The following is a 21,469-nucleotide window of genomic DNA, read 5'->3' as shown; positions in this document are numbered from 1 at the left end:
CAAGCCACTTTTACAAGCGAAGGCGGGACGCCAACCCCTTTTCCGATGCCTTGGGGTAGGCATACTGCATTGATCCTGTTTCGCAGCCGTGAGCATTGAAGAGTCTTTGCCAGTAAGCGGGCCACTGGCAGTTCACACGATGCTGGCCGGGGCGGACTGGACAGACAGCCAAAAAATACACAGTCGCGCATCCAGGCCGCAGCCGACATCAAGCAGTTTCGCGGCAGACACGGCACGAAGTATCACCGGCAGCGCCGCTTACGGGCCGATGAGCGTGTGCATGTTTTGTTCGTGATCGCAGTCGATGTGCATAGCCTGCGCGGCTGCGGTCTTCACCTAACTTCCGGCGGTACACTTCCATAAGCCCAAGGCGTACGATACGGCGGGGCGGGCGGAGGAACTGGAATCTTGCCCGGCTTCAGACTGTTGGCCAGTTCCACACCGGTATCGGCGAATTGCTGTCCCGCGTTGATCTCCAGATTGCTGTAAGCGGTGAGGCGCGTTTCATAACCGCCACCATTCGGACCGAAGGCTTCTTTCGTCGGCACATAACCCACGCAGCCATTCGCGAGTTCCACCGGGAACGTGAGCGGGAACTGGCTGCGTTTCTTGATGTCCAAGCCGTATTCCACGAAATACTCCGCCGGATTGCTGACACAAGCTACCGGGCCGACTTGCACGACCTGCACTTCCACTTCTACAGAAGGATGTTTCTGGATGAGGGCATCCAGCATCAGGATTTCTTTCGCGAAGGTGATCTCAGTGGCGCTGAATTTCTTGGGATCGCCTTGCACGATCTCCAGGCTTTGCTGAAGGCGCTCAGGTGAAGGCTTGCGACGCGGGATGTTCCAGACCTTGGCTTTGAAATCCACCGGCTCATTCGTTCCCGGCGTGATGCTGAGCAAGACTTTCACTGCTTCTGCGCCCACGCGACCGCCTACCTGACGTGACCATTGTTCAGCACCGGGTCGCGCGTAAGGGCTGAGATTATCCACCTGTGTCACATCACCCGAGGCGCCTTGCAGGAAAACGACGACGACATCGGGACCGAACATGCCCCGGATGGCTTGCTCAAGATATTGCACCCAATTCGCCGAGATGCCGCCGGGATTGGTCGTGGCATGGCAGGCGTAATTCACCACGCACCCGATGAGCTTGCCCTCTTTGTTCCATGAACCGATGACGCCGACCTGTGGATCAATCGGAGCAGCATAGCCGATGATGTCCGGATTTCCTGCGCCCGGATGACTGAAGCTCAGCCCGTTCTTCATGCGCAGACGGCGGTTGAAAGCTACTTTGTCCTCAAGACCGGACCCGAATCCCGTGGCCGCTTCTACTTTGCGCTTATCCGCCGTGACTACGGCAGCGACGATCTGGTCTTCCACATATTTGAGAAACTTGGGATCGGCACAGGAGGAATCCTTGTAAGCGAGTTTTTGCACCAGTTCGGAAGCGTGATCGAACTCACCCGGTTGCACCATGCCCACGGGGCCGGACGAGTGAGAATGGGAAGCACCGATCATGACCGCTTCGGGGGCGATGCCGCATTGTTCCTGGATACGTTTGCGTGCGCGCAAGACGAGATCGCGCGGAATCATCAGCGTGTCCGTGCCTACAAGCGCAGCGCGCTTCTGGCCATCATCAAAGACAGCCGCGCGGACTTTGCAGGGGTCGTGAAGCGTTTTGTGAAAGGATTTGCCATAGCCACCCGGCTGTTCCATGCCGATGTCTGGGGTGATATCCGTCTCGCAATAACCCGCCTTGAGCATGGGGGTTTTGGAGACAGGCTCAGCGGCTTGCAAACACGTCACCGCCAGCAGTGAAAAGAGGCAAAGCAGAGGCAGGGCTTTCATAAATCCTTTATAATGACGATGACCGAGCGAGACAACTTCGAGAAAAGTTGTTTCGGCGGAACCAAAATTTCAAAAACTGTTGATTGCGCAAATGCCTTGCCCGGTGAACATTGGCTTGTAGGGCGGGTCCAAGTCGTTATTCTTTTGGGCCTTCACAGAGAGCATGAGTACTGTGTCAATCAGTCCGGCTGGCGGGACATCGTCCCTGAAAATGGTGCCGTGTGGAAAATGCGGCAAAAGCATCTTCATACCCAGCACCATGGCACCGCTCTCGACCACTCCCTGTCCCAAGTGCGGTCATCCGGTCATGTTGCCGCTCAAACTGCGCCAGTTCGAACTACGCGCGGTGATCGCCTCCGGGGGCATGGGCACAGTTTATCGCTCTTACGATACTTCTTTGGAGCGCGAAGTGGCGGTGAAGCTGATGCGGCGCGAGCTGACGAATGACAAGGCGCTGGTGGAGAGTTTCGCCCGTGAGGCCAAGGCCTGTGCCGGGCTGAACCACACGAACATCATCCACATCTACGCTTTCGATGAATGGGATGGTGAGAAATACATCGTCATGGAGCTGGCGGATTGCGGCAGCCTGGATGATCGCATCGAGAAGGAAGGCGCGGTGCCGGAACTGGATGTTTTGGATGTGGGCATCAAAGTGGCCTACGCCCTGAAAGCAGCCAGCAGCCATAATCTTCTCCACCTCGATATCAAGCCCGGCAACATTCTCTACAACGGAGAAGGCGAACCCAAGCTGGTGGATTTCGGCCTCGCTCGCAAAGCGGATGAGCAACAGGCGGAAGAAGAAGGTGTCTTGGGCACGCCGTATTACATCGCGCCCGAGCGCGTGTTGCAAAACGGAGAGAGTTATCTTTCAGACATGTATAGCCTGGCGGCTACTCTTTTCCACGCATTGACCGGCAAAGTGCCGTTTGAAGCACCAGATATCCAGGAAGCGGCGATGGCTCATGCGAATGTGGCACTGACTCCGCCCAAGCACATGAATCCGGCCGTCACTCAGCCCACGAATGATGCGATCTGTGTGGCGATGAACAAAGAGCCCTCGCAACGCTACCAGACCTATGATGAATTCATCATGGCGTTGGAATCGGCCCGCAGTTATCTGCTGGTGCAGAAGTACCGGTCGGAGGATTAGAAGTCACTTTCTGTTAGGACGTAGCGATTGTTAGCTGTCGATTAGTCGTGGCGAACTGTGCGAATATGAGAAGCCTAAGGAACGCCTTTTTAATACCGTCGATTTTTGTCTTTGTATTACTTTTTAGCGGGTGCAGCAGGAATTATGACTATACACTGACAGTCGCTGTAACCACCACAAATGCGTTAGAGGAAGTGATTCTTGCAGATGCTACAGGAAGAAAAGTTTCGCTAGGTGGAGCCCCCTCAGGTGTTGGAAAGAATTTCGCTATTCTTGGAACCAAAACTTGTCCTCCAAATGAGATATTTGAGGTCGCATGCAAGGCGCCGGGAAAAGCCGCAGAAAGTTGGCGAGCCGATTTGAGCAAAGTTGTAAAACGCAACTTTAGTGGAGAAATCATTCTGTCGGTGAACGCTGATACTGGTATTTTGAAAGTCACCACCAAGAAATAAAAAAGGCCGCTTGAATCTAATCAGGCGGCCTTTTGTTTTGCAGAGATTCTCTTACACCTCGAACCACTTAGGATCGAACGTGATCTTGCTGTTTGTGGCCACGGCTTCATTGGCCTTCAATGCGACGACGGTGGCTTCGAAGCCTTCCTTCCAACCGGCTTGCGGTTGTTTCTTCTCGTTGATGCATTCGATGAAGGCTTCGAGCGAATAGTAAGCCGGTGAATCGCCATCGGCCGCAGCTTCGGCCGGCTTCAAGCCTTGAGCAATGAGTTGCGTGGCGTTTGCCACGAGGGCGATGCCTGCTTCGCCCGTCGCCGGGAACGTGTCCTTCTTCGCATACACTTCCCAGCCGAGCAGCGGAGAGTCCGCTTCCTTGAACATCCATGCACGATTCTCGCGGATCATGATGGCGGCATCGGTGCCGGAGAAGACATCGTAGTTGCCCTCGAAGGAATTTGTAAGCGTGGCGTCATAGATCATCCGCGCACCGCCGGGGTATTCCAGCACCACTTGTGCGGTGTCTGCCACTTTACGCCCATCCTTCCAATGCAGCACGGAGCCAAAGCCTGTGACCGCGACGGGATTCGCGCGCATGAACCACGAGGCGACGTCCATGGAGTGGATGCCGATCTCGCCCGCGAGACCGGGAGATGTTTCCGGGCGCAAGCGCCAGTTCAATTCCGTCTCACGCTCCGGGCTGGGTGATGTGCGGCGCCAGCTCTCTTTCTTGTGATACTGGGCGCGCGCCACGGTGAGCGCACCTGCCGCACCCGTGCGGACGAAGTCCACCACATGATGATGTTGCGGGTTGGCGCGGTATTGCAGACCGGCTTGGAATATCTGGTTCGTGGCCATCTTCGCAGCTTTGGCGATGGCGCGAGCGTCATCGATCGTATGTGCCAACGGCGCTTCGCAATAGACGTGCTTGCCCGCCTGTAACGCGGCGAGAACAATGTCTTTATGCTGATGCGAAGGTGTTGCGACGATGACCGCCTCGACATCTTTGCTCTCCAGTAATTTCTTGTAATCCTCGAACTGCGCGGCATTCGGAGCGGCACTCTTCGCACGACGCAAGGACGCGCCATAGGTCTCGGCCACACCCGTGATCGGTGCATTTGGCAAACGTGACAGGTGGCTGAGCATGTCGCGGCCCCAAGCGCCCATGCCGATCACACCAAACTTCACGGGCGGCCCGATCTTCTTGGCGGGCTTCACGCTGGTGGCGGGTTTCGTGGCGGCGTCTTGCGCGGTGATCTCCACGCCGCCCAGCATCATCATAAGAGAGGCGAGGGAGCTTCCTTTCAAGAAGCTGCGGCGATTCAGGTCGGCTTGTACTTCGTTCGGATTCATGTGCGTCAGATAAAAAATGTCAGGGCAATTGCGATGACTTAAAGTTTGATGGGTTGCGGCTGGGCATCGCCCGGAGCGAGCTTGAGCGCCCACAGGATGCCGCCGAGGATGTGCTTCTGATATTGCTGCGCGATTTCCGGCGAATTCTTGCGGTTCTTCTCTTCGGTATCCCACATGTCCTCGCGATGACCGAGCGAGGTGTAGAACACACGGCCTTGGCCGAACTGTTTGCACCAGGCCACCGGATAATCACCGGGCTTCTTCTCATTCGGATGGGAGTTCAGGCCGAGCAAGCCACGAACCTTCGTGCGCTCAAAACTTTTCATGATGTAGATCTCATCGAAGACCGTCCATGAAGCGGGCAGATGTTTGCACGCAGCGTGAGCGGAATCCTGGTTCAAGCAATCCACCTGCACTTGCGCACCGTGCGTGAGAAATTCACCGCCGATCATGTCGATGAACGGGCGGAAGTTATGAAATGTATCCGTGGCGCTATGCATGCCCATGAAGGCTTTGCCGCTGTTCACCCAATCGATGAAACCCTGCTTGTCCGGCAAGGGCAGGTCGCCCGTGGTATTGCAGAAGATCACGCCATCATAATTCTTTAGGTTCGCGGGGCTGAGTTTTTCCAGCTCTTTTTCCACGGACTTCATCCACACGGCATTGTCTTCCTTGAACTTCTTCTCATCTGCCTGAAATTTCGTCATGGCTTCCACGAACTTTGGATCTTTATCCGCATCAGGACCTGTGCCCGCTTTTGGGCGTTGCGGATTGCGTGGTTGATTTGGGGGTTGCTGCACGAAATCCACCGTGAACTGGCCGCTCTCCTGAGCGAGCTTGCTCAGTGTCTTCTCCGCCGTGGCAATCGAGCTATGCCGGAAACTGGTCGTGACGGTCACGACGAGCAGTTTCTTGGGCTTGTCCGCCGCGATGGCCGGCAGCGTGCAAAGAGCTGCGAGCGCGAAAGCAAAAGTTCGGGCAAAGGCACGACGGGTCAGATTTTTCATATCTTTTACAGGCCAGACGGCGACAGGGTCTGTCCCTGCACCTTTGACTGGTATCAATGGGTCGGAATTCATTTAACCCAACCACAGGAAGAAGCAAGGCCGGTTGCACCGACGGGCCGATAATGGAGCGTGGCCGTCCTCGGCCACAGCAAGGTGAAATGCTTCAGTTGGTTTTCGAGAAGGTTAAGAACAAAAGAGAAGAACTTCGTGCTTTTGATCCTGACACAGGAGGGAACTGCCTTTGCATATGAACGTGGCTGTGGCCGAGGACGGCCACGCACCAAAAGAAAAAGGGGACAGACTTTCGTCTGCCCCCCTTCCGGAATTAAATACTCAGATCGCTTAGTCAAAAGCGTGGCCGGCGCAGCACAGCACGTTCTTGATCTTATGGCGCACGAGTTCCTTCACCATGTCACGGGCCGGGGAGAGGTACTTGCGCGGATCGAATTCTTTCGGTTTTTCCCAGAGTACCTTGCGGATGCCTGCGGTCATTGCCATGCGGAGGTCGGTATCGATGTTCACCTTCGTGCAACCCACGCGGCGGGCCACTTCGATGTCGGATTCCGGCACACCCGCGGTGTCCAAGCCCATGTTGCCACCGTACTTGTTGATCTCTTCAGCCAGATGCTTCGGCACCGAGGAGGCTCCGTGCAGCACCAGCGGGTAGTCACCCATACCAGCGTCGCTCAAGGCCTTCTTGATGAGCTTCAAGCGCTCGAGGTCCAGGTGCTGTTCGCCCTTGAACTTGTAGGCACCATGGCTGTTACCGATGGCGATAGCCAAAGAGTCGCAACCAGATTCCTTCACGAACTTCACGGCTTCGTCGGGCACGGTGTAGTGACCGCTGGCCGAGTGAGCGCCGCCTTCTTCGCCGTCATCGAATTGCGCGCCGACGAGGTGGCCCAGCTCGGATTCCACCACGCAGTTATGCTTGTGAGCGTATTCCACGACCTTGCGGGTGATCTCGACGTTCTTCTCGAAATTCTCGTGGGAGGCGTCGATCATCACGCTGGTGAACCCTTCGTCGATGCACTCTTTGCAGAGTTCGAACGTATCACCGTGGTCCAAATGGACGGCGATGGGGATGGTGGAGACGCTGACAGCGGCTTCGATAAGCTTTTTCAGATACACCGGGTTCGCGTAATGACGCGCACCTTTGGAGATCTGCAGCATGACGGGGGCTTTTTCCTCTTCGCAGGCCTCGATGATGGCTTGGAGGAGTTCCATGTTGTTCACGTTGAAAGCACCGAGGGCATACTTGCCCTTGAGCGCTTTGGCGAACAAGTCGGTCGTGTGTGTCAGTGGCATAAGTTAAGTCCAGTTCAGAGTCACCCGGTCCGGCCGGGAAAAACAAACAGGGGTGAAGTCTAGGGATGCGCCCTGAAAAGAAAACTTAATTTTTCAACCCGCGGAAAACTAATTCAAAGCAAAGTCAAAGCAGGGTTATCGTTAACCCCCATTAACCACCACTGGCTCCTAAGGTAAAATCAGCCCAGGCATATGCACCACCATGTAGGTAAAGGGCACCACATACGCCTGCAAATAGACCAGCACACCCATCATGGAAGCCAGGATAAGGCTGTGCCAGAACACAAAGCGCAAGATATCACCCTCGTGCCCGTACCAATTCGTCGCCGTGCTCGCCACCACGATGCTTTGGGCATCCACCATCTTGCCCATCACACCACCGGAGCTGTTCGCCGCTCCCATAAGGATGGGGCTGATGCCGGTCTGCTCCGCAGTGATTCTTTGCAGGCTGCCAAAAAGCACATTGGAGGCGGTATCAGAACCCGTCAGCGCGACGCCAAGCCAACCCAGCATCGTACCGAAGAACGGGTAGAAGGAGCCAGTGTGCGCCAAGGCAAGCCCAAGCGTGGCATCCGTGCCGGAATATTTAGTGACGTTGCCCAGGGCCAGCATGGCGGCGATGGTCACCAGCGAATACCGGATGCGGAAGATGGTTTCCAGATAGGTCTGCCATAGATCTTTCAACCGGAAACCCATGGACAACCCGGCGACGATGGACGCCAGCAAAATGCCGGTGCCGGTGGCTGAAAAGATGTTTCGCTTGTATTCAGCCTTCTCCGCGGGCGCATTCTCCGGAGCCACCGGCGAGACGCGTTGCACCTTTCCGTGCAGGTAAGGCACGGGATAACCCGCGGGCGAGAGCGTGTTGAGAAATTTGCTGAACGGTTGTATGCCCCAAACCAGGATGAAGACCGTCAGAATCGCCCATGGTTTCCAGGCGGCGATGACATTCTGGCGGTTGAGCACTACCGGAGCCGTGGTCTCAGGCGTCGTGGTGGTGGAATCTTTTTTGGTTTCCGCCTCGGGCTTGGGTAGCGGCCAGATCTCTTTCGGCTGCCAATAACGCAACAAAATCACCACCGCGCCGATGGAGCACGCCCCAGAGATCGTATCCACCAGCCAAGGGCCGTGAAAATTAGATACGAGAAATTGCGGGATGGCGAAGGCAAGGCCAGCGGTCAACGCAGCGGGCCAGACTCCCTTGATGCCCCGCCAGCCGGAGAATGCGCCCACGATCCAGAAAGGGATGATGATGGAAAAGAAGGGCAACTGCCGCCCGACCATCTTGGAAACCAGCAAGGCATCCAGCCCCGCGACATCCTGCAGAGTAAGGATAGGGATGCCCACGGAACCAAAAGCAACTGGCGCCGTATTCGCGATCAAGGCCAACCCGGACGCGTGCAGCGGACGGAAACCGAGCTGGATAAGGATTGCCCCGGTGATGGCCACGGGCGCACCGAACCCCGCCACACCTTCAATAAAAGCACCAAACGAAAAGGCGATAAGGATGAGTTGTATGCGCGGATCGGGCGCGATGTGCGCGAGGCTGTCACGAAGGACGGCGAAAAGCCCTTTCTTCACCGTAAGATAATACAAGAACATGACGTTCAGGATGATCCAGCCGATGGGAAACAAGCCGAACGCCGCGCCATACACCGTCGTCGCCGTCGCCGCTGAAACCGGCATGCGGTAAACACCGATGGCGATGGCGAGCGCTGTCGCCAGCCCCAATACAGCGGCAAAGTGGATGCGCACATGCCACCATCCGATGGCTCCCAGCAGCACCACGACAGGTATCGCAGCGACGAGCGTAGAAAGCAGGGTGTTACCAAGCGGGTCGTAATTCTGCAGCCAGGTCATGGGTGATGCGCCGCAACGTAATCAATCTGCGGCTGAGGCCACAAGCATTCAATGGAGCGTGACCGAGACGGCCACGCTCCACCAGAAAGGCAATCCGCGCACACGCTACTTGAACAACCCCTTGAACAGGAAGAAAGCGTAGGCCGCGATCAGCAACACGCCGACAAATCTCGGCAGCCGCCCCAGCAACGCCATGAACAGCAGATGCACCACTGTAGCCCCCGCGATGATCCACACGCCGAGCTCCAACGTCTGCGGTACATTGATGGGCTGAAACAACGCGAAGAGACCGATGCAGAGCGGAATGCAAATATGACCGTCGCCCACCTGGGAGGCGTAGGTCACATCGGGTTTGCCGCGCCAGGAGTAGTAGAGGGCCAGCATGGCATTCGGCAGCACCATCAGGAAGCCGCTGACCCAGCCCATGCCGTTGTCCTCTTTCAAGAAGGCGAACTCCTGCGCCTTGCCCCAATTCATCAGCCAGTCGGTGCTGAGATAAATCCCGTAGCCGCCGACGGTGAGCACGGCAAAATCCAAGATCATGAGCCAGCCCAAGGCCTTGTTCTGCTGTACGTTTGCTTTCATGACGTCATAGACGTGGAAGCACTGCCAGAAGAGGAAAATGCCGACGAGCACCAGACCGTCGTTGAAATCCAGTTTGCCATCGCGCGCCAAGGCCCAGAGCGCGCCGGTGAAGAAAAGCACCGCTACCAGCGTGAGCATCATGGAAAGGCGGTTCACTTGCTTTTGCTGTTCCCCTTTTCCGCCTTTCTCTCCTTTGCCTTTTTTATCGGCTTTCGCTTTCTTCCCGCCGCCGGAGTCTTTGCCCGCGATGTTCATCCCGAAGATCAAGGTGGGCACACCGATGAGCAGGGTGAGATTGGTGGCATTGTTGACGATGCAGTTCACGATGACTTCCGCCCCATCGCCCTTATCCTGCGCCAGCAAAATGGCGAACATGAGGTTGCCGATGCCGGAGCAGTAAGGCATGACGAGCGTGCCGAGCACGGTGCCGCCGAGACCATTTCGTGTCATGGCCTCCAGCCGCCAGACCATGAGGAGAGAGGCAGCGATGAACAGGCCGAAGAAGGCCCAAGGTGCCCATGGGCCGGCGCTTTCCAAAATGGACGTCAGCGAACGCAACGCGCGGAGTTAAGCAATGGGAGGGAGGTTCGGCAAGAAGCCTGATGGAGCACGACTCTCCGAGTCGCAGCAAGGTTCCTAAGCAAGAACAGGTGTGAAAACATCAGCGCTTAATTTATGGAGGGGACGCGGAGACGTCTCCTTTTTCCTCAGGTTTTGGGGATGTTGCTGCGACTCGGAGAGTCGCGCTCCACTACTTCCGCCGCCATACGCTGGCCTGCGCCACGCTCCATTGATACTTGCGCACGTGTTCGCGGATGAGGAAAGGGAGATCCAAGGTGCGCTTGAGTTCGAAACTGTTCGCCAACTCCCCTTTCAAAGTATCCACGGTGCGGCGCGCCCGGCCATCGCGGGCCGTGCCACCCAGCCATTTCTCACGCGGTGTATATTCCTCCAGCCAGGTATAAGGCGAGGTGAGGATGAGTTGGCCGCCGGGCTTCACCAAGTCCGGTAATTGACGGACGAACGCCAGCGGTTCACGCAGGCGGTCGATGAGGTTCGCCGCAAAGACCACTTCGAACTGGCCCAAGTCTTCACGCAATTCCTGCGCATCCCCCTGCTCGAAGCGCACGCGACGGCGATCAATCGTTGTCGGCACCACGGCCACGGCGGAGCGGGTGATGTCACCTTCCTCCACGTAGACGTAGTTGATGCCGCCTTGATCGCGCAGGCGCGTAGCGACATCCACAAAGCGTTTCGAGTAATCGATGCCGATGACTTCTGTGCAATGGCGGGCGAGTTCAAAACTGGAACGGCCCACCGAGCAGCCGATATCCAGCGCGCGGGCATCGGGTGGCAACGAGCCGGTGTCCAGGCAATTCACCACGCAGCGGACGGGATAAAAGAGCGCATCCCGCGGCCCGGAAGGATACGGCAAGGTTTCTTCCGCCGTGCCGTAATGGAACAGCAGGTATTCGGAAACCGCGCGATCACTCTCGTAGTAAGGGGAACTCACAGCGCAATATAACTCACGCTTGCAACGCCTGCCGCAAATATTCGGCAGGCTGGTAATTCTCCAGCACCACCGTCGTCTTGCCATCGCGGAACATACGCACCTGCGGCACATTGATCTCCGGCGTCTTGTGCGGGGCGAAGAGGATGTCATCGTGCGTCGCGTTCTTGTGGTTCGCGAACTTGTCCGGCGTGAGACTGCCGCCCAAATGATCACTGCGACCGGTGGCCACATGCACAGTGCCGAGGACTTTTTCATCCTGAATATCGCGACCGGACACGGGCAACACCTGCGTGCCGAAACCGAGCTCGCCCAATTCGCCCGTCATAGGATCGCTCTTCAGCTTGGCATTGTGCGCGTCCACAGTGGCCTGATCGCCTTGCAAGAGCGTCGCCTTCTGGATGCGACCACCGCTTACATGCATGAGGCCGATGGTGCCATTCTCATAACGCATCGGGAACTGCCCCTCCGCGCCATGCGGAACAAAGTAAACTTCGCCCGCTGGCAGATTCGCCACATCCGGTTTCGTGCCACGGCAAAGGCCGTGGCTCTTCTGCGCTTCCTGTTGCTCGGTGATCAGCGTGAGCGTGTAAGTTTTTCCAGCAACGGCATAATCTAGCTCGAACTTGTCCGCCTTGGTCATGGCGAGGCGGAGCTTCTCAGCTTGGCGCGACACGTCGTTGTAATCCACTGCGAGACCGCTGCTGAGGATGATGTCGTTCATGCCGTGCATGGTGGCTCCACGGAAGCCGTATTGCTTGGCGAAGGCAGTGAGAGGAGCGGTCGCGGAGTAAGTGGAGATGCAGAGGATGATATCGTATTTCGGATAGATGTCCTGCTCGAACTTCACTTCGCGCCCATCCGGCGTGTAGGCGACATCCGGCAGATCCAGGTTGCTGCCGCCAGTCACTTGATAGGCAAAGAGATCGCCGCCGGTGAGCTTCATCTCCGCGAGCGCACCATGCTTGAAGCCTTGATAGAAAACATCATGCGCATGGCGCTGGATGGTGAGCTTGGGGTCTTTCAGAAAGGCAAAGTCCTTCACCAGTTTGGGATCGGCGAGATCGATGAGGATGGCCACCCGCTGGCCGCCAGAGGGGTCGAAAACGGTGGTCAACAACCGTGACAGGCTGAAGGGCGGGAAGCTCATGGTTTGAGTATTCATGCTCGGGAACGACAAAGTTAGTTAAGTTTTAAAAAAATAGGCGCATTTGGTCCGATTGCAACGAGGCATCCGCTAATTTTGCGTTACTGTGAGAGCGTGAAACCCAGGAAAATATTCCCCACGCGCCGCGTTCGCGGTTATGTTCGCTGCAGTTATGGCAGAAGCATCGCTCTATGAACGGCTCGGTGGAAGCGCGAAGTTGGAACTTTTGCTCCGAAATTTTTACGCCAGCCTGGCGGAACATCCGGAGCTGGGTCCGATCTTTGCCCAGCACGTGGATGACTGGCCCTCGCATATCTTCACGGTGAAAGAATTCTGGGCGCTGCAGACGGGCGGGCCATCCATCTATCGCGGCGGCATGGCGGCGAGACATGTGCCCTTGCGTTTGAAGCCCGAGCACTTTGATCAATGGCTGGCACAGTGGGCGATCACCTGTCGCGCACATTTTGAACCGCATGAAGCAGAGGAGATGATCGGGATCGCGCAGAAGATCGGGGAACGGTTGAGACAGATCGTGCGGACCGCCGAGATTCGGAGGTAATGGGGCCATTCCTCGGGAAGGCAACTGCCGCAAGCAATTTCGGAATAGTTTGGCACACGAAATGCCCCTCCGTAACCCGATCTGCTTACTGATATCCGCTGGCAGCAATTCACCAGCGCCCTGCGGACACGTAGCTCTCCGCATTTGACCGCACTGAGAGAACACCTTACAAAATCCATGTGCCTCCCATGAATTTTCTCAAGCGCTTCGCGCTCCTCTCCGGCTTGTCCTTCGCCATGACGGCTTCCGCCCAACTGGCTCCGCCCAAGGCACAACCCGTCGTGGGAGCCCGCCAGCCTGCCCTGAGTCCGGATGGCAAACGTCTCGCTTTCGTCTATCGCGGTGACATCTGGATCTCCCCCAGCGAAGGCGGCCGCGCCCAACCGCTCACGCAACATGTCGAGAGCGATGGTTATCCGCGCTTTTCTCCCGATGGCAAATGGATCGCCTTCGCCAGCCGTCGTGAAGGCAGTTGGGATATTTTCATCATCCCCAGTGACGGCGGTGAAGCGCAACGCCTCACGTGGCATGGCGGACCGGACATGCCCACCGGTTGGAGCCCGGATGGCAAACAAGTGCTCTTCACCGGCAAACGTGATTCCGCGAACTTCGGCATTTACGGCATCGATGTGGAAACCTTCGGCCTCACGCGTTATACGGAAGATTATGCCAAGCTCGATTCCGCGAGTTTCTCGCCCGATGGCCGTCAGATCGTTTATGGCCGTTATGGTTTTCCCTCCACGCGTCCGCGCTATGTCGGTTCAGCCGCGGAGCAGATCTGGCTCATGAACGTGGGTTCGGAATCGCGCCGTCCGGTAACGACGAACAGTTTTCAGCAGTTGTGGCCGCAGTTCCTGCCGGATGGCAAACGCATGATCGCCGTGTCCATCGCCGAGCAGACACCGAGCACCACGAAGGTCGGCGAAACCATCCCCAAGATCACGGATAATGCCGACCGCACGCCGAATCTCTGGTTCATCGAGACGGATGGCACACGGAAGCGCTGGAGCAATTTCGTAGGAGGGGGCGTGCGCTGGCCGAGTGTCGCCTCGAAGTCGGCCGATGTGGCGTTCGAGTATGGTTCGGATTTGTGGCTCATCAAACGCGGCTCCAACAAGCCGAACAAGCTCACGCTCTTTGTCTCGGTAGATTCCAAACAGACGACGCGTCGCGGTGAAACGCTTTCCAAGGATGTGACGGAAGCGGAGCCTTCACCGGATGGCAAACACTTCGCCTTCGGCCTGCGCGGGGATATCTGGACCGTGGCCATGGAAAAATCCAAAGGGCCGGATGCGCGCAACAGCGAGTTCGCCCGCCGCCTCACGGAATGGGTGGGTGATGACTCGGATTTCATCTGGTCGCCGGACAGCAAGAAGATGTATTTCACCTCAGACCGCGAGTTCAACGTGCGCATCTACGAGATGGCCATGGACACGCTCAAGGTCACACCGCTGTGGGAACGTCCGGAAGATGTCACCCGGCTCTGTCTTTCTCCGGATGGCAAACAGATGGCTTTTTGGGTGGCCGGTTCAGAGGGCGGCCTTTACGTGCTCACGCTCGCGGACAAGTCCGTGAAGAAGATCGTCGCGCAACCTGCCCCGCAGTGGAACGGCATCGGTGGTGGCGATCTTTCGTGGTCGCCGGACAACCAATGGATCTGTTATGCTGCGGAAGCCGCCGGGCGTTCGTGGAATCTCCATATCGTCCCGGCCAAAGGCGGCGAAGCGGTGAACATCACGCGCTTGAACGCCTACCATGGTGATCCCGCGTGGTCGCCAGATGGCAAGTATCTCTTCTTCCGCAGCACTCGCGATGGCAACGGCCTCTATGTGTTGCCGTTGCAAAAAGAGGAAGCCCGCCTCGACGATGCCGAACTGAAATACGAACGTCCGACGGATGATGTGAAGGTGGATATCGATTTCACAGACATCACCCGTCGCATCCGCCGCGTGGCCACGCAATATCCGGACGGCGAGATCACCGTAAGCATCAAAGGGCTGATCCTCTTCCTCTCGGAGCGCGATGTCTGGTCTCTCACCTATGATGGCAAGACCACCAAGCGCCTGACGACCGGCGGCAACAAATCTGCGCTGCGCGTCTCGCGCGATGGCAACTCCATCTACTTCGTGAATAACGGAGAACTCTTCAAGGCCCGTCTCCCCGATGCGATGAACCCCGAGAAGATCAGCTTCCTCGCCGAGTGGTCGCGTGATGTTTCGGATGAGCGGCAGGCCGCGTTCACCCAGTTCTGGCGCTCTTACAATCGTGGCTTCTATGATCCTAATTTCCATGGTCGCGACTGGGTCGCCATCCGCAAACGCTATGAGCCGTTGCTCCATTCCGTGGATACCAACGATGAATTCGCCGGCCTGCTCAACCAGATGATCGGCGAACTGGAAGCCTCCCATAGCGAAGTAAGCGCGGCGACGAATGCCGTGCGCAATGCCAGCACGCCGCAGCTCGGTTTCGAAATCGATTACTCACACAAAGGGCCTGGCCTGCGCGTGGCCAAGGTGCCGGAAGGTGCACCAGGCTCTTTCGAGAAAACACGCATCCAGCCAGGCGAATATGTCGTGGCCGTCAACGGACTGGACGTTAAACCCGGTGAAGGCCTCTACGAAGCCATCAACGACAAGGGCGACCGTCTGTTCGAGTTCCTCGTGAATTCCGAACCCAAGCGCGAAGGCGCACGCATTGTGAAATACCGCCCGCTCCGCGCGAATGACTGGGAGAACCTCCTCTACAACAACCGCATCGAACAATCACGCCGTGAGACGGAACAGAAGAGCGAGGGCAAGATCGGTTATCTCCACATCTCCGCCATGGGTCGTGATGACCAGACGCGCTTCGAGCGCGAGGCGTATGAATACATCGCAGGCAAGGAAGCCCTCATCATCGATGTGCGATTCAATCGTGGCGGCAATATCTCGGACACACTGATCGATTGGCTGGAGCGCAAGCAGCATTCGTGGTTCCGTCCGCGTGATGGCGCTCCTGAGCCTGGTCCTTCCCGCGCTTGGGACAAGCCCGTGATCGTGCTCATGAACGAGCATAGCTACTCGAATGGCGAGATGTTCCCGAACGCCATGCGGACACGTGGTTTGGCGCAGCTCGTGGGCATGCCTACGCCCGGCTACGTCATCTGGACGATGAATATGCGGCTTGTCGATGGCACTAATGCCCGCATGCCCCAGAGCGGTGTCTTCCGTCTCGATGGCACGCCGATGGAAAATTTGGGCGAAGTGCCGGATGTCCGTGTGCCCATGTCACCGGATGACTGGTTGAACGGACGCGATCCTCAGCTCGACAAGGCGATCGAGCTTTTGAAGAAGAAGTAGACCTTTCGCTCATTGCATAAAACAAGACAGTGACATGCATTCTCAACAATGTGAGAAGGGTGGATGCCCGTCTTCTCAGGTTTCTCTTTTAGGAACTCATTTAAGAAACAGTTAGCACTCAAGGAGTTGTCTGAGGGCGGCGTCAGGGGGTGCCTCATTTGCGTGTTTTGGCAGCAATCCTGCTGTTTCTGCTGAGCAGTCGTCGTAGACATACTCAGGAGTCGTCCCATGAAAACCAGCCCTACCGGGCTTTTGCCTTGCGTTTTCGGGCAGAGCTTACGCTTGAACTGTTGGCCGGCAATCGTCGTTGTATTGCTGGCATCACTTACTCCCCTCTCGGCACACATCTGTGGTCCTGCGACCATAACCGTTGAGGTCGGCAAGACCGTCACCTGGCGCATCAAGGCGGACGTGGCTGAATCCCAAGAGACGGCTTATGGCGTCGTGACGCCACCGGATTCCACCATCGTGGAGGTCGGCCCCTTGGGGCCGTTCTTCGAATACAATTACGGTGAGTGGACCATTTACGGGCGAAAGGTCGGAACCACCTCCATGACCGCCAGTTGGTTTTACTCTCCTAACAATCAGGGAAGCCAATGTTCTGTCACCATCATTGTCGTTCCGACTGAGACTCGTCCGAAACCTGCCGCTGAAGAACACAACGGCGGCGATGCCAATGACCCGGTGAACACCGCCAATGGCGAACTCTATTTCGATACCAATCCGGACATCGCCCTCGGCGGCCCGATGCCTCTGGAGTTTAAGCGCTACTATTCCTCCCTCATGATGCAGTCTGGCGTCCCGCTCAGCAATCTGGGTGTCGCGTGGCGGCATAATTTTGATCTCTTTTTAAACCGCCTGTCCACGAATGCCACCGTTACCTTCCTGCAAGGGCGCCCCATCCGCTTCGAGCAAAGTGGCGGTGTGTGGACGCTCGTCTCGCCCAAGGATGTCCGCTATGACCTGCGCGAAGTGGGGGCGAACTACGTCATGCTCGATCCCGAAACGAAGCGACGATACACCTTCGACAGCCAAGGCCGTCTCCTTTCCATCAAGGACCGGAACAACAACACTCACACCGTCACCTATTCCGATGGTGGCAATGGCGTGAACCCGGCGACGATCTCCGACGGCCTTGGCCGTACGCTTACACTCACTTATTTCGGCTTCCAGTTTCTGCAAACCGTGTCCGATGGCACGCGCACTGTTACCTTCGGCTATTCCAATGACCGCATCTCTTCAGTGCTGGATACGCGCGGGCTTACGACCGCATATAATTACGATTCTTTCAGCGGTGATCGGCGTGTCCTGTTGCTTGATGTCACCAAGCCGCTCTTCAACAAACCTATTTCGCAGACGTTCGATGCCAGCTTGCGCGTGGCCACGCAGAAGGATGGCAGCAACAATGTGCACACGTTCACTTACAACGGGCTGCAAACCACCGTGGCAGCACCGGATGGCGGTTCACTGGTCCACACGCACGATTCTGCTGGGCGGCTCATCAACTCGATACGGTCCGGCTCGGGCCTGATCAAGATCGGCTACGATGCGCTCGGTCTGCGCAGCCAGGTGACCAATGCCAGCAACGTGTCGCAACGGTTCGCCTTCAATCAAACGAGCGGCTTGGTGGAATATGTTACCAATGCGTTAGGAGGCATCACGCAGTTCGTCTATACGAATCAGACGGATGCGGATGGTTTCACATATCGCGAGCTTAGTCGCGTCAATCATCCTGACGGCACTTACGAGGCATTTTTCCACGATGCGAATGGCAACCGCTTGGTGCGTTGTGATCGCAGCGGCAATCAATGGACAAGCACATTCAACACGCGCGGCCAAATCCTCACGGAACTGAACCCGCTTGGCGGCACGATGACGTTTACCTATAACGCGGATGGTACACTCGCCACGCGCAAAGACCCTGCTAACAACACGACGGCGTATGCCTACGACGCGCTGAAACGCCTCATCAAGATCACGCATCCGGACACGACGTTCCGCCAGTGGAATTATGACAACCAAGATCGTATCCTGAAATGGACCAACGAGGTCGGGCAGGTGGTGCAGCACACTTATGACAACAACGGCAATCTCGCAACGCTGACTGATGCGGCGAACAATACTACCACTTACGGCTATGACTTGAACGACCGGCTGACCTCAATCCGTGACCGTCACAATGTGACTACGCGTTATCGCTACGACGCGATGGGGCGCATCAAGCAGGTGATGTCGCCGGACAGTGCGACGATAGGTTATGGTTACGATACGGCAGGAAACATGCGCTTCATCACCAATAAACTCGGGCAAGTCCGCACGAACTACTTCGATACCAATGGCCGCATGACCGCAGTGGTGGATACGTTGGGGGAAACGAATCATTATGAGTTCGATGACCAGGGGCGCATCTCCGGCATAGTCTCCCCAGAGAATCACACGAAGGAGTTTGCCTACGACAGCTCTCATCGTGTCACGGCGTTTCAAGGCTCCGGCGGGCGGCCCACAGAAATGAAATTCGATGGGCGCGGTTGGGTGACAAACATGGGTGTTCTGGAGCCTGGCGTTTCAACAACGTTTCAACGAAATGGTCGGGGGCAGATCACTAAGATCATCACGCCACGTGGGGATCAGTGGAATTTTGCATATGACACTTCTGGCCGAGCTACATCTGAAACCGATCCTGCGGGTAAAACCACCACGACCACTCATAACAACCGGAATCGCATCGCGACGATGACGTATCCCGATGGCATGGGAACGGTGCAACTGACGTACAATGGTGTGAACGAGATCACGCGTCGTCTGTATTCAGACGGGCTGGATGTGAACTACACATTCGATTCAGTGGGCCGGCTCACGCTCTTGAACGGAGTTAAGATCGGTTATGACAAGGAAGGACGGATCACATCGTGCAATGGCATCACCAACACCATCGATCTGAACACAGGCCGCATCACCACCATGTCCGTAGCTCCGGGCAAGGATGTGAGCTACACCTACGATCTTGCGGGAAATGTGACAGTGGTGACTGACTGGGCAGGTGCCACGACGATGCTTTACTACGATGCGCGCGGCCAACTCACGAACATCACACGGCCCAATGGCCTGATCACCACCCATACCTACAACAAAGATGGACGGCTCAACGGCATCTTCGTGAACAACAACCTGTGCGAGATCGAGCTGGAACGTGATGGCGAGGGGAATCTGATCGGAGATTCACGGCATCAACCGCTGGAGTATTCATTCACATCCAGTTTCGTGAACCAGCAGTTCACGAGTGCGGAAAGAAAGACGGGGACGACGTATGATGCCTTGGGCCGGGCGACCAGTTCCGGTGGCATCACCTATACTTGGAATCTCGCCGGGCTTATGACGGGCTATACAAGTCCCACCCGCACGGTGCAGTTCCAGCATAACGGTTTCGGCCATGTCACCCGCAGGACGGAGAGCGGTATCAACCGTGATCTCGTGTGGAATTATTCCTTTCGGTTCCCACGCATCACGAAGGAGAAGCGGAACGGGAGCGATCATCGTTACTACATCCATCTGCCTTCGGGACAATTGCTCTACAGCATGGAAGCAGCGAACAATGCGCGGACGTTCTATCACTTTGATGAGATGGGAAACACACTCTTCCTGAGTGATGGCAGCGGCGATCCGACGGCGGTTTATGCGTATCTGCCTTACGGCGAGAAGCAGGTGGATGGCAATCCGGGTGAGAATCTTTTCACATTCCAAGGCGCGTGGTCGGTGCTGACGGAGACGGAGAACAATCTCTACATCATGGGCGTGCGGCCCTACGAGGCGTACTCAGGCAGATTCCTAAGCCGAGACGAGGCGTTCCCCAATCTGAATCCACAGGCACTGAATCCCTATGCTTATGCAGCGGGCAATCCCTTGCGGTTCTTTGATCCGTTGGGCATGGCTCCTGAGGCGGGTGATGTCGCCATCGTAGCAGATGCTACGCGTTCCACTGTGGATACCGTAGGCAGCGTAGTAGGCATGGTGGGAGATGCGGCGGAAGCCAAGCTCACCGAAGCGACCAAGTTCGCCAAGGACTACTCGCAAGGTTTTCAGAACACCGACGAATTCATCAATGGCTCCACTAAGGCGATCAAGGCGGAGGAACAGGCAGCGAAGTTGAGCGGCATGGCAAACAGCAAGGGCTTGAAAGCCTTGGGTCACGCCGGCACGGCGGCTCAGGTCATCGGTTTGGCGCAGAACATGTGGAAGCTGCACGACAAGCTGGGCAAGAACGCTTCCGAGTATGAACGCGGCGCGGCAAATGCCCTGCATGCTTCCGAACTGATCGCCAGAAATGCTTTTGCCGCTTACGAACGGAAGGAGATCAATTACTACCAGCTCAAGCGGCGTCTGATCGATGCCAACTTCCTGTTGCGCATGCGGTTGCTGGAATTGGATGACACCTACTATGCAGACCTTGCCCTGGATTCCTTCCGCACGGGATTGGAATCGCTCGGCGGATTCATCCCGGATTTCGGGCTGTTCACCTCGAACTATATCGATGGCGCCACAAGTGTGGGACAGGCTATCGGCACGGATTCATGGTTTGAAGGGATACTCTACTGACTTAACCAATGAAGCTTATGAAAATATTTACCCGCTTCAAAAGGATCACCGCATTTGCCCTCTGTGGGGTGTTCACAGGGGGAGCATTCATAGCGCCAGAGGCGTGCGCCCATTCTGCGGTGAACTACTATTATGACGCAGGCGGCCGTCTTACGTTTGTGAATCTCGGCGGCGGCAAGTCCATCGAGTACATCTACGATTCTTCCAGCAATCTGCTGCGCAAGACGGTCACGGTGTTTGCCGATACCGATACCGATCAGATGAATGATGCATGGGAGCAACAATACTTCGGCAATACATCGCGAACTGGCGCCTTGGATTTCGATAACGACGGGATGAGCGACCGGGACGAGTATCTCGCGGGGACTGATCCAACGGATGCGCAATCCAAGCTGAAGACGACGCTCGTGAAAGAAGGTGGCGGGCATTATAGCGTGGAATGGCCGACGGTGCCGGGAAAGCGATACCTGTTGCAATATAAGGATGACTTGAACAGCCCGACTTGGACGAATGCTTTCGATCCATTTGTGGCGAACTCCACGCAATCGTCATTCTTTGACGAGACGAGCGATGGATCAGCGAAGAGGTTTTACCGGTTGATCATCGTGCCGGAGACGTGAAAAAGGTAAGGCCCGCTGTCCTCGGCGGGCCGTGACGGAGCCGAAGGCAAGCGTGCACCAGTGACTTGGTGACGTCAGATGATCTGATCGTTCCCACACAGGAAAGTTCTAAAGCCCTCGTCTTTGTTACGCTTATG

At 56.6% G+C, this 21,469-nt stretch carries 14 protein-coding genes; 6 read left to right on the top strand and 8 right to left on the bottom strand.

The genetic code is table 11. The features are described from left to right. Positions 1–332 precede the first annotated feature (332 nt). Positions 333–1,853, bottom strand: coding sequence for a hypothetical protein (locus VGH19_22670; protein HEY1174187.1), 1,521 nt, complete (start codon positions 1,851–1,853; stop codon positions 333–335). A 163-nt stretch (positions 1,854–2,016) separates the two neighbouring features. Here VGH19_22670 and VGH19_22665 point away from each other — a divergent pair, with 163 nt between their 5' ends. Both VGH19_22665 and VGH19_22660 read left to right on the top strand, forming a co-directional pair. After that, positions 2,017–3,003 (top strand): serine/threonine-protein kinase, encoded by a 987-nt coding sequence (locus tag VGH19_22665; protein ID HEY1174186.1) that lies wholly within the window; start codon positions 2,017–2,019, stop codon positions 3,001–3,003. 47 nt (positions 3,004–3,050) lie between these two features. Next, complete coding sequence (locus VGH19_22660; GenBank protein ID HEY1174185.1) at positions 3,051–3,455, top strand: hypothetical protein; 405 nt, start codon at positions 3,051–3,053, stop codon at positions 3,453–3,455. A gap of 51 nt (positions 3,456–3,506) precedes the next feature. Here VGH19_22660 and VGH19_22655 read toward each other — a convergent pair whose 3' ends face one another. The 7 genes from VGH19_22655 to VGH19_22625 all read right to left on the bottom strand — a co-directional run bounded on the left by VGH19_22655 (position 3,507) and on the right by VGH19_22625 (position 12,240). Then, complete coding sequence (locus tag VGH19_22655; protein HEY1174184.1) at positions 3,507–4,805, bottom strand: Gfo/Idh/MocA family oxidoreductase; 1,299 nt, start codon at positions 4,803–4,805, stop codon at positions 3,507–3,509. Between the two features lie 38 nt (positions 4,806–4,843). Next, the gene (locus VGH19_22650) at positions 4,844–5,812 is read right to left on the bottom strand and encodes a ThuA domain-containing protein (protein HEY1174183.1); all 969 of its coding nucleotides are present in this window, start codon (positions 5,810–5,812) and stop codon (positions 4,844–4,846) included. 342 nt (positions 5,813–6,154) lie between these two features. After that, positions 6,155–7,120 carry a ketose-bisphosphate aldolase gene (locus tag VGH19_22645; protein ID HEY1174182.1) on the bottom strand — a complete coding sequence of 322 codons (966 nt, stop codon included), beginning with the start codon at positions 7,118–7,120 and terminating at the stop codon, positions 6,155–6,157. A 168-nt stretch (positions 7,121–7,288) separates the two neighbouring features. Further along, entirely contained in the window at positions 7,289–8,980 is a 1,692-nt protein-coding gene (locus tag VGH19_22640) for an L-lactate permease (GenBank protein HEY1174181.1), read from the bottom strand. A gap of 105 nt (positions 8,981–9,085) precedes the next feature. Beyond that, entirely contained in the window at positions 9,086–10,123 is a 1,038-nt protein-coding gene (locus VGH19_22635) for a sodium:calcium symporter (GenBank protein HEY1174180.1), read from the bottom strand. 193 nt (positions 10,124–10,316) lie between these two features. Next, entirely contained in the window at positions 10,317–11,078 is a 762-nt protein-coding gene (locus VGH19_22630) for a putative 4-mercaptohistidine N1-methyltransferase (GenBank protein ID HEY1174179.1), read from the bottom strand. A gap of 13 nt (positions 11,079–11,091) precedes the next feature. Further along, positions 11,092–12,240, bottom strand: coding sequence for a hypothetical protein (locus VGH19_22625; protein ID HEY1174178.1), 1,149 nt, complete (start codon positions 12,238–12,240; stop codon positions 11,092–11,094). Positions 12,241–12,379: 139 nt separating this feature from the next. On the opposite strand from VGH19_22625, the gene VGH19_22620 reads away from it, so the two are divergent. The 4 genes from VGH19_22620 to VGH19_22605 all read left to right on the top strand — a co-directional run bounded on the left by VGH19_22620 (position 12,380) and on the right by VGH19_22605 (position 21,332). Continuing rightward, entirely contained in the window at positions 12,380–12,781 is a 402-nt protein-coding gene (locus tag VGH19_22620) for a group III truncated hemoglobin (GenBank protein ID HEY1174177.1), read from the top strand. Positions 12,782–12,969: 188 nt separating this feature from the next. Beyond that, positions 12,970–16,119, top strand: a complete 3,150-nt coding sequence (locus VGH19_22615; GenBank protein HEY1174176.1) for a S41 family peptidase — start codon at positions 12,970–12,972, stop codon at positions 16,117–16,119. Between the two features lie 282 nt (positions 16,120–16,401). Beyond that, positions 16,402–20,712, top strand: a complete 4,311-nt coding sequence (locus VGH19_22610) for a DUF6531 domain-containing protein (protein HEY1174175.1) — start codon at positions 16,402–16,404, stop codon at positions 20,710–20,712. A gap of 17 nt (positions 20,713–20,729) precedes the next feature. Then, positions 20,730–21,332, top strand: a complete 603-nt coding sequence (locus tag VGH19_22605; GenBank protein HEY1174174.1) for a thrombospondin type 3 repeat-containing protein — start codon at positions 20,730–20,732, stop codon at positions 21,330–21,332. The last annotated feature ends 137 nt before the right edge of the window (positions 21,333–21,469 follow it).

Source organism: Verrucomicrobiia bacterium (assembly GCA_036405135.1).
In the GTDB taxonomy this organism is placed as follows: domain Bacteria; phylum Verrucomicrobiota; class Verrucomicrobiia; order Limisphaerales; family JAEYXS01; genus JAEYXS01.
The sequence above is the reverse complement of the archived record's forward strand: the minus strand, read 5'-3'. Positions and strand labels throughout refer to the sequence as shown.

What these genes read in the sequence shown, in the direction of transcription:
- VGH19_22625 (HEY1174178.1), bottom strand. Translation starts at nt 12,240, where the DNA reads ATGAATACTCAAACCATGAGCTTCCCGCCCTTCAGCCTGTCACGGTTG.
- VGH19_22605 (HEY1174174.1), top strand. Translation starts at nt 20,730, where the DNA reads ATGAAAATATTTACCCGCTTCAAAAGGATCACCGCATTTGCCCTCTGT.
- VGH19_22670 (HEY1174187.1), bottom strand. Translation starts at nt 1,853, where the DNA reads ATGAAAGCCCTGCCTCTGCTTTGCCTCTTTTCACTGCTGGCGGTGACG.
- VGH19_22655 (HEY1174184.1), bottom strand. Translation starts at nt 4,805, where the DNA reads ATGAATCCGAACGAAGTACAAGCCGACCTGAATCGCCGCAGCTTCTTG.
- VGH19_22620 (HEY1174177.1), top strand. Translation starts at nt 12,380, where the DNA reads ATGTTCGCTGCAGTTATGGCAGAAGCATCGCTCTATGAACGGCTCGGT.
- VGH19_22645 (HEY1174182.1), bottom strand. Translation starts at nt 7,120, where the DNA reads ATGCCACTGACACACACGACCGACTTGTTCGCCAAAGCGCTCAAGGGC.
- VGH19_22615 (HEY1174176.1), top strand. Translation starts at nt 12,970, where the DNA reads ATGAATTTTCTCAAGCGCTTCGCGCTCCTCTCCGGCTTGTCCTTCGCC.
- VGH19_22650 (HEY1174183.1), bottom strand. Translation starts at nt 5,812, where the DNA reads ATGAAAAATCTGACCCGTCGTGCCTTTGCCCGAACTTTTGCTTTCGCG.
- VGH19_22640 (HEY1174181.1), bottom strand. Translation starts at nt 8,980, where the DNA reads ATGACCTGGCTGCAGAATTACGACCCGCTTGGTAACACCCTGCTTTCT.
- VGH19_22665 (HEY1174186.1), top strand. Translation starts at nt 2,017, where the DNA reads ATGAGTACTGTGTCAATCAGTCCGGCTGGCGGGACATCGTCCCTGAAA.